The 12,639-nt window shown below is 69.8% G+C and carries 11 protein-coding genes; 2 read left to right on the top strand and 9 right to left on the bottom strand.

Annotation, left to right across the window (positions count from 1 at the left end; translation table 11 throughout):
* The first annotated feature begins 1 nt into the window (after position 1).
* Positions 2-901, top strand: a complete 900-nt coding sequence (locus tag DFQ59_RS16330; RefSeq protein WP_114280790.1) for an NAD-dependent epimerase/dehydratase family protein — start codon at positions 2-4, stop codon at positions 899-901.
* 244 nt (positions 902-1,145) lie between these two features.
* On the opposite strand, the gene DFQ59_RS16325 is transcribed toward DFQ59_RS16330, so the two are convergent.
* Positions 1,146-5,081, bottom strand: coding sequence for a PAS domain S-box protein (locus DFQ59_RS16325; RefSeq protein ID WP_114280789.1), 3,936 nt, complete (start codon positions 5,079-5,081; stop codon positions 1,146-1,148).
* A gap of 340 nt (positions 5,082-5,421) precedes the next feature.
* Here DFQ59_RS16325 and DFQ59_RS16320 point away from each other — a divergent pair, with 340 nt between their 5' ends.
* Complete coding sequence (locus DFQ59_RS16320; protein ID WP_114280788.1) at positions 5,422-5,907, top strand: FKBP-type peptidyl-prolyl cis-trans isomerase; 486 nt, start codon at positions 5,422-5,424, stop codon at positions 5,905-5,907.
* Positions 5,908-6,103: 196 nt separating this feature from the next.
* Here DFQ59_RS16320 and DFQ59_RS16315 read toward each other — a convergent pair whose 3' ends face one another.
* The 8 genes from DFQ59_RS16315 to DFQ59_RS16280 form a co-directional block, all read right to left on the bottom strand.
* Positions 6,104-6,724 (bottom strand): ABC-type transport auxiliary lipoprotein family protein, encoded by a 621-nt coding sequence (locus DFQ59_RS16315; RefSeq protein ID WP_114280787.1) that lies wholly within the window; start codon positions 6,722-6,724, stop codon positions 6,104-6,106.
* Between the two features lie 5 nt (positions 6,725-6,729).
* The gene (locus DFQ59_RS16310) at positions 6,730-7,674 is read right to left on the bottom strand and encodes an MlaD family protein (RefSeq protein ID WP_114280786.1); all 945 of its coding nucleotides are present in this window, start codon (positions 7,672-7,674) and stop codon (positions 6,730-6,732) included.
* The gene (locus tag DFQ59_RS16305) at positions 7,659-8,438 is read right to left on the bottom strand and encodes an ABC transporter ATP-binding protein (protein WP_114280785.1); all 780 of its coding nucleotides are present in this window, start codon (positions 8,436-8,438) and stop codon (positions 7,659-7,661) included. Before DFQ59_RS16305 ends, DFQ59_RS16310 begins: the two co-directional genes overlap by 16 nt.
* 2 nt (positions 8,439-8,440) lie before the next feature.
* Positions 8,441-9,571, bottom strand: coding sequence for an MlaE family ABC transporter permease (locus tag DFQ59_RS16300; protein WP_245937296.1), 1,131 nt, complete (start codon positions 9,569-9,571; stop codon positions 8,441-8,443).
* Between the two features lie 6 nt (positions 9,572-9,577).
* On the bottom strand, positions 9,578-10,354 hold the full coding sequence (locus tag DFQ59_RS16295; protein ID WP_114280784.1) for an NYN domain-containing protein: 777 nt from the start codon (positions 10,352-10,354) through the stop codon (positions 9,578-9,580).
* Between the two features lie 96 nt (positions 10,355-10,450).
* Complete coding sequence (locus tag DFQ59_RS16290) at positions 10,451-10,816, bottom strand: sirohydrochlorin chelatase (protein WP_114280783.1); 366 nt, start codon at positions 10,814-10,816, stop codon at positions 10,451-10,453.
* Positions 10,817-11,104: 288 nt separating this feature from the next.
* Positions 11,105-11,593 carry a TIGR00645 family protein gene (locus DFQ59_RS16285; protein ID WP_114280782.1) on the bottom strand — a complete coding sequence of 163 codons (489 nt, stop codon included), beginning with the start codon at positions 11,591-11,593 and terminating at the stop codon, positions 11,105-11,107.
* 82 nt (positions 11,594-11,675) lie between these two features.
* Positions 11,676-12,548: an NAD(P)-dependent oxidoreductase gene (locus tag DFQ59_RS16280; RefSeq protein WP_114280781.1), complete on the bottom strand. Its 873-nt coding sequence runs from the start codon at positions 12,546-12,548 to the stop codon at positions 11,676-11,678.
* Between the last annotated feature and the right edge of the window lie 91 nt (positions 12,549-12,639).

Genomic DNA, 12,639 nt, shown 5'->3' with positions numbered 1-12,639 from the left:
CATGAACGAGGTGGTGATCGTGGGCTGCGGCTACGTGGGCCGCCGGGTGGCGCGGCGGGAGCGGGCGGCGGGCCGCCGGGTGACGGGACTGGTGCGGGGCGCGGAGAGCGCCGCGGCGCTCTCCGCGCCCGGCGTGGCCGTGGTCCGCGCCGACCTGGACCGGCCGGACGCCGCGGCCGGCCTGGCGCTGGGGGGCGCCCGGCTCTACTGGTTCGCCCCGCCCCCGCCGGACGGCGAGGTCGACACGCGCCTGCGGGGCTTTCTGGCGGCCATCCCCGCCGACAGGCTGCCGGAGCGGGTGGTGCTCATCAGCACCACCGGCGTCTACGGCGACTGCGGCGGGGCCTGGGTGGACGAGAGCCGTCCTCCGGCCCCGCAGGCGGAGCGGGCCCGGCGGCGCCGGGATGCCGAGCGGGCACTGGCCGAGTGGAGCACGGCCGCCGGCGTGCCGGCGGTGGTGCTGCGGGTGCCCGGCTTCTACGGCCCGGGCAAGCTGCCGGAGGCGCGCCTGCGCCGCGGCGAGCCGGTGCTGCGGGAGGCGCAGTCCCCGTGGAGCAACCGGGTGCACGTGGATGACCTGGTGCGGGCCTGCCTGGCGGCCATGGACCGGGGCCGCCCCGGCGCGGTCTACAACGTCAGCGACGGCCACCCCACCACCATGACCGACTACTTCAACCGCGTGGCCGACGCCCTCGGCCTGCCGCGCCCACCCCAGATCGATCCCGCGGAGGCGGGCGGGCGGCTCAGCGCCGGCATGCGCTCCTACCTCGCCGAGTCCAAGCGCCTCGACAATCGCCGCATGCGCGAGGAGCTCGGCGTCGTGCCGGACTACCCCGATCTCGCCACCGGCCTGGCCGCCTGCGTGAAGGCGGGAGAAACCAAGCGCCGCAAACAGACCTGACCGCAGATTTGCGTTGATTGGCGTGGATTGCTTTTTCGGCAGAGGAGCCCGGCACCGGGGGTTGGAGCATCTCCGGCCCTGCTGCCATCCACCCTGTATCCGGGTGCGGCCGGGAAGCGGGCGGTTCCGGCCTTGGCCTGGAGCTGGTCAGGGTCCTGATCGGAGACGAAGCGCGGTTTCCGCGGTTGCTGTTCAGCCAGGTCATCGGAACGCTTACCTCAGTGAAAATCCTGTCAATCTGCGGTTAAACCGGTTTGTTTTCTGCGGCCTCCCGTTGCAGCAGTTCGCCGAAGGCCTCGGCGGGGACGGGGGTGCTGAACAGGAAGCCCTGTAGGGTGTCGCAGCCCTCGGCCTCGAGGAAGGCCCGCTGGGCCTCGGTCTCCACCCCCTCGGCCACCACCTCCATCTGCAGGCTGCGGCCCAGCGCGATGATGGCCCGGGTGATGGTCATGTCGTCGGCGTCGTGGGGGATGTCGTCCACGAAGGATTTGTCGATCTTGAGCCGGTCGATGGGAAACTGCTTGATCTGGGACAGGGACGAGTAGCCGGTGCCGAAGTCGTCGATGGCCAGGGTCACGCCGAGCGCCTTGAGCCGGTGCAGGCTGCGTACGGCCTCCTCGGCATTGTCCGTGAAGGCGCTCTCGGTGAGCTCGAGCTCCAGGGTGCCGGCTTCCAGGCCGGTCTCGGCGAGGATGCGTTCCACCGTCTCCACCAGGTCGGGCTGCTGGAACTGGCGCGCGGAGAGATTCACCGACAGGGTCAGGCCGGGATGGCCCGCCGTGTGCCAGACGTGGGCCTGCCGGCAGGCGGCCTCCAGGACCCAGGCGCCGAGCGGGATGATGAGGCCGGTCTCCTCGGCAATGGGGATGAAGCGGCCCGGCGCCACCAGCCCCATCTCCGGATGTCGCCAGCGCACCAGTGCTTCCAGCCCGGTGATGCGGCCGTCGCCGCAGGCCACCTGGGGCTGGTAGTGCAGCACCAGCTCGCCCCGCTCGAGCGCCCGGCGCAGGCTCGATTCCAGGGCCAGGCGCTCGAAGGCCATGGTGGTCAGCTCGGCGGTGTAGAACTGGTAGTTGTTGCGGCCCTGGGCCTTGGCCCGGTACATGGCCGCATCGGCATTCTTCACCAGCGTGGCCACCTCCCCGCCGTCGTCCGGAAACAGGCTGACACCCATGCTGGCGGTGATGTAGACCTCCTGGTCGTCCAGCGCGAAGGGGCGGGCGAAGGCCTCGAGGACCTTCTGCGCCACCGCCGCGGCGTCGCGGGAGTGGCGGATGTCCTCGGCGATGATGGTGATCTCGTCCCCGCCCAGCCGGGCCACCGTGTCCTGATCGCGCACGCACCCCACGAGGCGTCCCGCCACGGCCTGGATCAGGCGGTCGCCGGCGGGATGGCCGAGGCTGTCGTTGACGTTCTTGAACCGGTCCAGATCCAGGAACAGCACCGCCACCTGGGACTGTTCGCGGCGGGCGCGCTGGAGGGCGTGGGCGAGCCGGGCGTTGAACAGCAGCCGGTTGGGCAGCCCGGTAAGGGGATCGTGGTGGGCGAGGTGCTCCAGTTGCTGCTCCGACTCCTTGATGGCGCTGATGTCGGCGAACACGCCCACGAAGTGGGTGGTTTCGCCGGCGGTGTCGCGCACCGCGCTGATGGTGAGCCACTCGGGATAGATTTCGCCGCTCTTGCGCCGGTTCCAGATCTCGCCCTGCCACTGGCCGGTGGTGAGGATGTTCTCCCACAGGGTGCGGTAGAACAGCTCGTCGTGGCGGTCGGACTTGAGAATGCGCGGGTTCTGCCCCTTGACCTCCGCCGCCCCGTAGCCGGTGATGCGCTCGAAGGCGTTGTTGACGGTCAGGATGATGCCGTCGGTATCGGTCACCACCACGCCCTCGTTGGTGCTCTCGAACACGCGGGCGGCGAGCCGCAGCTGCTCTTCCGCCCGCTGGCGATCGGTGACGTCCTGGATGATGGCGTAGTCCAGTTCCCGGCCGTCCACCTCCACCTGCCCCACGTGGGCCTGGATGGTCCGCATCTCCCCGGAGGCGAGGCGGTGACGGAAATGGAGGGGTCTTGATTCGCTCCGGGCCCGGGCCTTCTCCGCCTCGATGGCCTCCCGGGAGAGGGGGTTGATTTCGGCCATCCGCATCCCCCGCAGCCGCTCCAGCGGGTAGCCATAGAACTCGGCCGCCGCCGGATTGGCGTCCACGATGGTGAGATCCGCGGGATCGATGAGCAGCTTGATGGCGCTGTTGTTCTCGAATATCTGCCGGTAGCGCCGCTCGCTTTCGCTCAGGGCTTCCAGGGCCCGGCTCTGCTCGGTCACGTCCCGGCCCAGCACCACCAGTCCCCTGCGGCTGCCGTCGGGATCGTACAGGGGCACCTTGATGACGTCGTAGACCTTCTCCACGCCGTCGGCGCGGGTGATGCGCTCCTCGCCGCGGCTCGGCGCCCCGTGGCGCCAGGCCCGGTCGTCGCTGAGGACGCACGCCTCGAAGTACTTCCGGTAGGCGGGCGAGAATCCGGCGAGCTCGATATCGGTGTGGTTGCGGTAGTCCACCGACTCCAGCTCGAACAGATCCAGGTCCGCCGCGTTCGCCTCCAGCCAGCGGCCGTCGCCGTCCTTGAAGCAGATGATGTCCGGCGTGGCGTTGATGAGCGAGCGCAGCCGCGCCTCGCTCTCCTCCAGCGAGTGCTTGAGCCGGCGCTGTTCGCTGATGTCCACGAGGGTGCCCGTGCAGCCGATCACCGCTCCGGTCTCGTCCTCGATGCGCCGGGCGTGCACCTGGATCCAGCGCGGGCTGCCGTCCCGGGTCCGGAAGCGGATCTCGTCCCGCATCTCGGCGCTCTCGCCGGTGAGCAGCGCGTAGAAGCGCCGCTTGTTGGCGGTGCGCTCGCGCCAGGGGGTGAAGTTGAAGATGCACTGGCCGAGGGCCTCGGCCACCGGGAAGCCGGTGATGGTCTCCCAGGCCGGGTTGAGAAAGGTGGCCCGCCCCTTCGCGTCGGTGCGGAAGATCCCCTCCTGGAGCTGCTCCACCAGGGAGCGGTGGCGGGCTTCGCTGGCGGACAGGGCGGCCCGGGCGTCGGCGTTGCGCAGGGTCAGGGCGGTCTGGTTGGCCACCGTCTGCAGGAGTGCGATCTCCCGTTCCGTGAACTGCCGGACAGCCCGCGTGTGTCCCACCAGGACGCCGGTCACCTCTTCCTCGGCCAGCATGGGTACGGCCAGGGCGGAGCGCATGCCGTGCTCCAGTACGGCCGGGGGTGCCGTGAAGCGCTGTTCCCGGCTGTAGTCGAGGACCGTGGCGGGGCGACGGGTGTGCAGTACATGGCTCGAGATCCCCTCCCCGGAGGAGAGAACGATCCGGTTCACGTGCTCCGCCGGCCAGCCCAGCACCTGCCGTGCCACCAGGGTGTCGCCGTCCGGCCCCGGCTGCATCAGGGCGCAGGTATCCAGTCCCAGCAGCCTGGCCGCGGTCTGCAGCGCCCTTGATGCGATGCGGTCGAACTCGCTGCTGGAGGCCAGCTCGCCGGAGAGCCGCAACAGGCTCTCCAGGTCCGCCTGGTGCTGCTCGACTTCGCGCTGGACGCGGAGCCTGTCGCTGATGTCGCGGCTCACGACGGCGATTTCGATCCGGCCATCGGTATGCAGGTCCGAACGCGCCGCAGCCTCCACCGGGGCCCAGGCATGGTCGTGACGCAGCAGGCGCAGCTCGAGGCTCGTCCGGCTGCCCGGGTGGGCCACCAGCGCCTCGAGCCGGGCGCGGGCCCGGGGCTGATCCTCGGGGTGGATGATCTCGAAGACATCCCGTCCCTCCAGGTCGCCGGGGTGGTAGCCCAGCAGGGTCTCCGAGCTCGGATTCTGGTAGTGGATGATCCCCCGGGCATCGAGTACCGCCACCGCGTCGGAGACATTCTCCACCAGGTTGCGGTAGTGGGCCTCGCTGGCGGCGAGCTCCCGGCGCGAACGGACCAGCTGGCGCTGCAGGCGGTTGATGACCAGGAACAGGAGGATGGCGGTGACGCCCACGAAGGCCCAGCCCTTGAGGGTCTGCAGCCGGTGGAGATGGGCGGTGCCGTCGGCCAGCTCCAGGATCAGTCCGTCGGAGATGAAAATCCACAGGGCGGCCAGCAGTCCATAGCCGAGGGCGATGTTCAGGGGGGTGAGGCGGGGCCGGGTCTGTGACATGAAGTGCCTCTGTGATTTCGCGACAGCCGCCGGTCCGGACCGGCGCTGCCGCCCAGTGTACTGCGTCGGACCCGCGGGTACATTCGGCACCCCGGTTGTGGCGGAAGGGGGCGCAATGCACGGCCAGGGCGTGGGGCCCTCGCCCGGCCGGAGCCGGCGGGTCGGCGGGGCGGAACGTCCAGGCGCACGCTACTGCCGACTCCGTAGGATAGCCCGGTTGCCGGTTCCGTTTTGCGACATTTATCAAATATTTAGGCTGTTGAGCCGGGGGCTGTCTTGGACATCGTGAGATGGGGCGCGTATGCTGAAAGCTTTATCAGCGAATACAGGTTCTCCGAATATGCAGATTGCCAAGAACAAGGTCGTCACCATCGACTACACCCTGACCGATGATGACGGCGCGGTCATCGACTCCTCGGACGGGCGCGAGCCCCTGGCCTATATCCACGGGATGAACAACATCATCCCGGGCCTGGAGTCGGCTCTCGAGGGCAAGCAGACGGGTGAGCAGCTCAACGTGCGCGTTCCGCCGGAAGAGGGCTACGGCGAACGGATGGATACCCTGCGCCAGGAGGTCCCGAAGGACCGTTTCCAGGGCGCCGAGGATCTGCAGGTGGGAATGCAGTTCCACGCCAGCACCGACTCGGGGCCGCTGGTGGTGACGGTGGTGGATATCGAGGGCGACACGGTCACCGTCGACGGCAACCATCCGCTCGCCGGCGTGACCCTGAACTTCGACGTCACCGTGCGCGAAGTGCGCGACGCCACCGCCGAGGAGATGGAGCACGGCCACGTCCACGGCCCCGGCGGCCATCACCACGACTGATCGAAGACGGCGGCGGGAGCGCCCCGCTCCCGCCGCCTCGATGCGCCTGTTTTTCACCGCCGAGAGACGCCGGGAAATCCCCTGACCCGGACCCGTGGTCTGCGGCCACTCCGGTTCAGTCTGCCCGCGATATGGCCTTGTTGCTCCCCGGCGTCCTTCGCGCCTTCGCGTCCTGGCGTCGAATCTTTTCCAGGCCTTACTCTCCGGTCGCCCCCGCGCAGATATCGGCCACCCGGTCGAGCGCCTGCTCCAGCGCCCGGTTGGCGGCGATGACCCCGCCGTAGGGATCCGCGCTGGGCGTGGGCGCCGTCGTCTCGATACGCTCGCTGGCCAGTATCCGCCGGCCGGCCAGATCCGTCAGCTGCACCCGCAGCACGATTCTCACCTGTGCCGGTGTGGCCTGGAACTCCTGCACCAGTGCCTCGAGCCAGGTGTCCAGGCGCAGCCCGGCATCGGCGCCGGCGCCCGGCGTGATGACCGCGCGGTACCTGCCCAGGGCCTCGAGCCGCCGCACCAGCAGGGGCTCCAGCATCCGTGCCGGGTCGTCCGCCCAGGAATTGCTGGCGAAGTAGCGCAGTTCGAACGGCCGCTCGGTGTACGCCATCCGCCGGCTGTCGTAGCCGGCCTCGGCCTGGGGCGTGGAGACCAGCAGCACCGGGCCCGTCGCAGTCGTCGGCGACGCTGCGGGGACGGCCGGCGCGGGCGCCAGCATGTAGGTCTGCATCGGCTTCCCCGCGCTCTGGCCGGGGAAGTTGGCGCACCCGCCCGGCAGCAGGATGAGGAACGGGGCAAGCAGCAGCCAACGGACAGGGTGCATGGCGATCACTCCCCGGGCCCGGGCGCCGGGGCGGGACGGCCGAGCAGCAGCAGGTTGGGTTTGTCTTCCAGGTCCTGGGTGAAGCGGTTGAGGGCGCCCACCAGGCGTTGCAGCTCGGCCAGCAGGGGGCCGAGCGGGGCGAGGGTCTCCCGGGTGAGCCGGTTCATCTCCGCACCGCCCTCCACCACCACCCCGTCGAGGTCGCGGGCGAGGCGGTCGATGCTCGCCGCGCTGGCCTTGACCGTCTCGATGCCGGCCTGGGCCTGGCGCATGACCTCGGGCAGCCCGGCACTGGCCCTGGCGGTATTCTCCAGCACCACCTTCAGCTCCTCCAGGCCGCGGCCGAGCTCGTCCATGCGCCCGGCGAGGCCGCCGGTGATGGACTCCACGTTGGCCAGCGTGCCGGCGATGGCGCGCTGGTTGTCGGCATCCAGCAGGGCCAGCAGCCGTTCGCTGATCTGGTCGAAGCTCTGGGCCACCTCGCTGAGCTGGGTCAGCGCCGTGGTCACCGCCGTGTCCAGGCGCACCAGCAGCGAGGGGCCGGTCTTGATCTCGGGCCAGGGCGCCCCCGGGGCGGCGGCCAGCATGGGGGCCTCGCGGCTGCCGCCGGTGAGCTCCACATAGGCGAGCCCGGTGATGCCCTGGGTGGAGAGGATCGCCACCGTGTCCTCCTTCACCGGGGTGCCCCGCTCGATCGCCAGCAGCAGCTGCACCCGCTCGGGGTTGTCCCGGTCCAGCGCGATCCGGTCCACGCGCCCCACCTCCACGCCGCGGTACTTGACCGACGCCTTGGGGTTGAGGCCGGAGACCGACTCGGAGAAGTAGGCGACGTAGGTGTCGTACTCCGCCGCGCCGGTGCGCGCGGTGAGCCACAGCACCGTGGCGATGAACCCGGTGCCGAGCAGCAGGACGAACAGCCCCACCAGCGTGTAGTTTACCTTCCCGCCCATGCGTGCTCCTTGGCTGCCCGGCCCCGCGGTCCCTGGAAGTAGGTGCTGATGAGCGGATGCTCAGAGCGGCTCAGTGCCTCCATGCTACCCAGTCCGATGACCTTTTTCTCCCCCAGGAAGGCGACCCGGTCGGAGACCCGCCACAGGGAGTCGAGATCGTGGGTCACCATCACCACCGTCAGCCCCAGGGAGTCGCGCAGCTGCAGGATGAGCTCGTCCAGGGCGTTGGCGGAAACCGGATCCAGCCCCGCGCTGGGCTCGTCCAGGAACAGCAGTTCCGGGTCCAGGGCCAGCGCCCGCGCCACCGCGGCCCGCTTGAGCATGCCACCGGAGAGCTGGCGGGGGAACTTCGGGCCGGCGTCGGCGGGCAGTCCGGCGAGGGCGATCTTGAGCGCGGCCACCGACTCCATCAGTGCCGGCGGCAGCCGCAGCTGCTCCCGGAGCGGGACCATCACGTTCTCCAGCACCGTGAGCGAGCTGAACAGGGCCCCCTGCTGGAACATCACCCCCATGCGCCGGCGCAGGCGATCGGCGGCGGCCTCGTCGAGGTCCCCGGTCTCCTCTCCGAACAGGCGGATGGTGCCGGCGGTGGGTTCGTGCAGCATGATGATCTCCCGCAGCAGGACCGACTTGCCGGTGCCGCTGCCGCCCACGATTCCCAGTACTTCACCACGCCGTACCGAGAGGTTCACCCCGTCGTGGATGCAGGTCTCGCCGAAGCAGGTGCGCAGCCCCTCGACCTCGATGACGGTGTCCGCGGCCATGCTCAGATCCCCAGCCAGCTGTAGAGGATGGAGAAGACGGCATCGGCGATGATCACCAGGAAGATGGACTGCACCACGCTCTTGGTGGTCTGGCGGCCCACGCTGTCGGCCCCGCCGCTGACCCGGAACCCCTGGTAGCAGCCCACCAGGGCGATGATGGCGGCGAACACGGGCGCCTTGCCCACGCCGATCAGGAACGAGGTGGCCGACACCGCCTGGGGGATGCGGTCGAGGAAGTCGCCGAAGCTCACGTCCAGCATCAGGGCGGCCATGGTCATGCCGCCCAGGACGCCGAAGGTGTCGGCGAAGACCGTGAGCAGGGGCAGCGCCAGCACCAGCCCGAACAGCTTGGGCAGCACCAGCAGGTCCATGGGGGCGATGCCGATGGTGCGCAGGGCGTCGATCTCCTCGGTCACCTGCATGGTGCCGATCTGCGCGGTGAAGGCGGAACCGGTGCGCCCGGCCACGATGATGGCCGCCATCAGCGGGGCCAGCTCGCGCAGCATGGTGATGGTGACCAGCTCCACGATGAAGATATTGGCCCCGTAGGTCTTCAGCTGCACCCCGCCCTGGTAGGCGATGACCACACCGATGAGGAAGGAGAGCAGCGCGAGGATGGGCAGGGCGTTGACCCCGGCGCTCTGCAGGTTCTCCAGCAGGGCGTGGCGGCGGATGCGGCCCGGGTGGCGGAGGTTGCGGCCCAGCGCCACCACCGTCTCGCCGAAGAAGGCGAGCAGGGCCAGGCCCTCCTCGGCCCGGCGCCAGGCCTCGCGGCCGAGCCAGGCCAATGTCCCCTCGCGGGGCGGCGGGGCGGCGGGGGCCGCTTCGCCGAGCCGCTCCCGTACCAGCTCCAGCAGCGCGGAGAACTCCCCGCGCAGGCCGTCGAGCCGGGGCTCCAGGCCGCGGCCCCGCAGCTCTCCCAGCAGGCCCTGCAGCAGCCAGGCCCCGCCCGTGTCCAGGGCGTCCAGCGCCCCGGCCTGCAGCCGGACCATGCCGGCGGCCGGCCACGGGCTGCGGTCCAGCCGCAGCCGCAGCCGCTCCAGGTGGGCGGTGGTCCAGGCGCCGGTGAGCCGGAAGGTTCCCGCTTCGGGACCGCTCTCGATGTCGCCGGGCGGCGGGAGGGCGCTGTTCACGGGCGCTCAGTCCCCCTTGGTGCGGACCTCGTAGTTGCCGCGCTGTTCGTCGTACTCCAGCTCGATGAGCCCCTCGGCCTGGGCCGCCTTCAGCAGCTCGGCGAAGCTGCGGTAGCCGTAGTAGGACTCGTTGAAGCCGGGGTAGACGCGGCGGATGGTCTGCTTCACCAGCGAGCCCCAGAGGGGATCGTAGTCGCGCTCGAGGGAGTGGATGATCTCCATCAGCCGGTCCAGGGACTCCTGCTGCTTGGCGTCGGCGGGAGGCGCCTTGGAGCCGCGCTTGCGGCGCTGGCTCGGTTTCGGCTTCTGGGTCTCGCGGATCAGGTCGTCGTAGTAGATGAACTCGTCGCAGTTGCTGATGAGCAGATCCGAGGTGGAGCTCTTCACGCCGCAGCCGAGCACCCGCTTGTCGTTCTCCTTGAGCTTGGAGACCAGGGGGGAGAAGTCGCTGTCGCCGGAGAGCAGGGCGAACATGTCGATGTGCTGCTTGGCATAGCAGAGATCGATGGCGTCCACCACCATGCGGATGTCGGCGCTGTTCTTGCCGCTCACCTTGCTCTGGGGGATGTCGATGAGCTCGATGCCCTGCAGATGGAATTCCCGTACCGCCGAGCGGTAGTGGCTCCAGTCGCAGTAGGCGCGCTTGAAGACGATGCGGCCCTTCTCCAGCAGACGCTTGAGCACCAGCTCGATCTGGAACTCGCCGCTGTTCATGTCGCGCACGCCGATGGCGAGGTTCTCGTAGTCGACGAAAACGGCGATGAGAGGTTCTTCGGAGGACATGGACGCTCCCGGAAAGCGGGCACGGAACGGCCCGGTTCCCCGGAGTATATCAGGCTGGCGGCGGATGGCCGCCCGGGGCCCGTGCCGCCGCCCGCACTAGTGCCCGGCCAGCTCCAGCAGCAGGGCCGGGATAGCGTCGGCGGCGCCCAGGTAGGGGGCGATGCGGATGCGGGCCTCGGGCCGCTCCGCGCGCACCTTCTCCACCTCGCCGGGGATGTCCTCGGCCACGTGGCGGCCGGCGGAGAGGAAGAAGGGCAGGACCACCACCTCCCCGGCGCCGGCGTCGAGGCAGGCGCGCACGCCGTCCGGGATGGAGGGCTCGGCCAGCTCCAGGAAGGCGCAGCTGACCCCGTGGTAACGCTCGCCGGCCCGCTCGGCCAGGGCCTCGGTGAGTCGGCGCACCTCGTCGTTGGAGGCGGCGCGGCGGCTGCCGTGCGCCACCAGCAGCAGGCTGGTCTTCATGGGCTCTCTCCTGTCGTCGCACGCATGGTGATGAGCGTTGCGCCCTGCCCGGCCGGATGAATCCGGCCCTACGCATTGGTGATGAGCGTTGCGCCCTGCCCGGCCGGATGAATCCGGCCCTACGCATTCACGCATTCACGCCTTCACGCCTTCACGCCTTCACGCATTCACGGTGATGAGTGATGCGTGATGAGAAAAGACATCATCATACCCATCACCCATCACCCATCACCCATCACCCATCACCCATCACCCATCACCCATCACCCATCACCCATCACCCATCGCTCAATGCTTCGTCATCCTGTCCAGCAGGCCCATGAACACCGCCGAGGCCACGAAGGTGAGGTGGATGATGACATACCAGAGCAGCTTGTCGTTGGGGATGTGCTGGGCGTTCATGAAGGCGCGCAGCAGGTGGATGGAGGAGATGGCCACGATGGAGGCGGCCACCTTCAGCTTCAGGCTGCCGGCGTCGAGCTTGCCCAGCCACTCGAGCTTGTGGCTGCTCTCCTCGAGATCCAGGCGCGAGACGAAATTCTCGTAGCCGCTGAACATCACCATCACCAGCAGGCTGCCCACCAGGGTCATGTCGATGAGCGCCAGCACGGTGAGCACCAGGTCCGTCTCCGGCGTGTCGAAGACGTGGGGCAGGAGGTGGACGAGCTCCTGGAAGAACTTGATGCCGAGCGCCAGCAGCGCCAGGCTCAGTCCCAGGTAGATGGGGGCCAGCAGCCAGCGGCTGGCGTAGAGCGTGTTTTCGATGAAGCGTTCCATGGATATCCGTAAAGTGAAGTGAATGTCCCGGGCGGTTCCGCGCCGGCTCTCCGGCAGTGTGGTTGAGACCGGCGGCGCCGGCTCAGGTTCCCGGCCGCGGGCCGCGCAGGGCGTAGAACAGGGCCGAGTAGTCCTGATCCCCCAGCCCCTCCGCCTGCGCCCGTTCCAGCACCCCGCCCACCAGTTCCGCCAGGGCCGGGTCGAGGCCCTGTGCCCGGGCCGCCGCGGCGAACAGGCGCAGGTCCTTGAGCAGGTGCTTCACCGGGAAGTTGGGGTTGGCGTAGTCGTCGCCGAGCATCCGCTCCAGTTTCTTGTCGAAGGTGGGGGCGTAGAGGGCGCTCTGGCGCAGCACCGTCATGAAGGTCTCCACCGGGACGCCTTCGCGCTGCACCAGCCCCAGGCTCAGGGCGAAGCCGGAGGTGAGCGCGCCGATGAGCTGGTTCAGGGCCAGCTTCAGCGCCGCGGCCTGGCCCACCGGGCCCACGTGGATCGGATCGGCGCCGAAGCAGCGCAGCAGCGGAGCGGCGCGCTCCAGCGCCGCGGGCGAGCCGCCCGCCATGACCAGGAGCGTGCCGTCGCGGGCCTCGGGAATGCTGCCCAGCACCGGCGCCTCCAGGTAGGTGCCGCCGGCCTCCTCCACCACCGCCCCGATGGCGCGGCTCTCGGCGGGGGCGATGGTGCCCATCTGCACCACCAGCCGGTCCCGCAGCTCCGTCCGGGCGGCGGCGGTGAGCAGGGTGGTCCCGATGGCCGCCGCGTCGGCCAGCATCAGCACCACCGCCTCGGCGTGGCGCAGGGCCTCCACCGGGTCCCGGGCCAGGCCCGCCCCGAGCTCCACCAGCCCGGCGGCGCGGCCGGGAGTGCGGTTCCAGGCCCACAGGCTGTGACCGGCGGCCAGCAGGCGGGCGCCCAGCGGCTGGCCCATGAGGCCGGTGCCCAGCAGCGCGATGTTCATCTCGTCCTCCTAGTTCCCGGGGCGCGGGCGGGGAATGGCCGCGCAATCGGTGGCGTTTTGTTCGCCGGCTGCCGACAGTAACATAAGGATT

Source organism: Thioalbus denitrificans (genome assembly GCF_003337735.1).
GTDB classification, from domain to species: domain Bacteria; phylum Pseudomonadota; class Gammaproteobacteria; order DSM-26407; family DSM-26407; genus Thioalbus; species Thioalbus denitrificans.
This window is presented reverse-complemented; position numbering and strand designations above follow the sequence as displayed.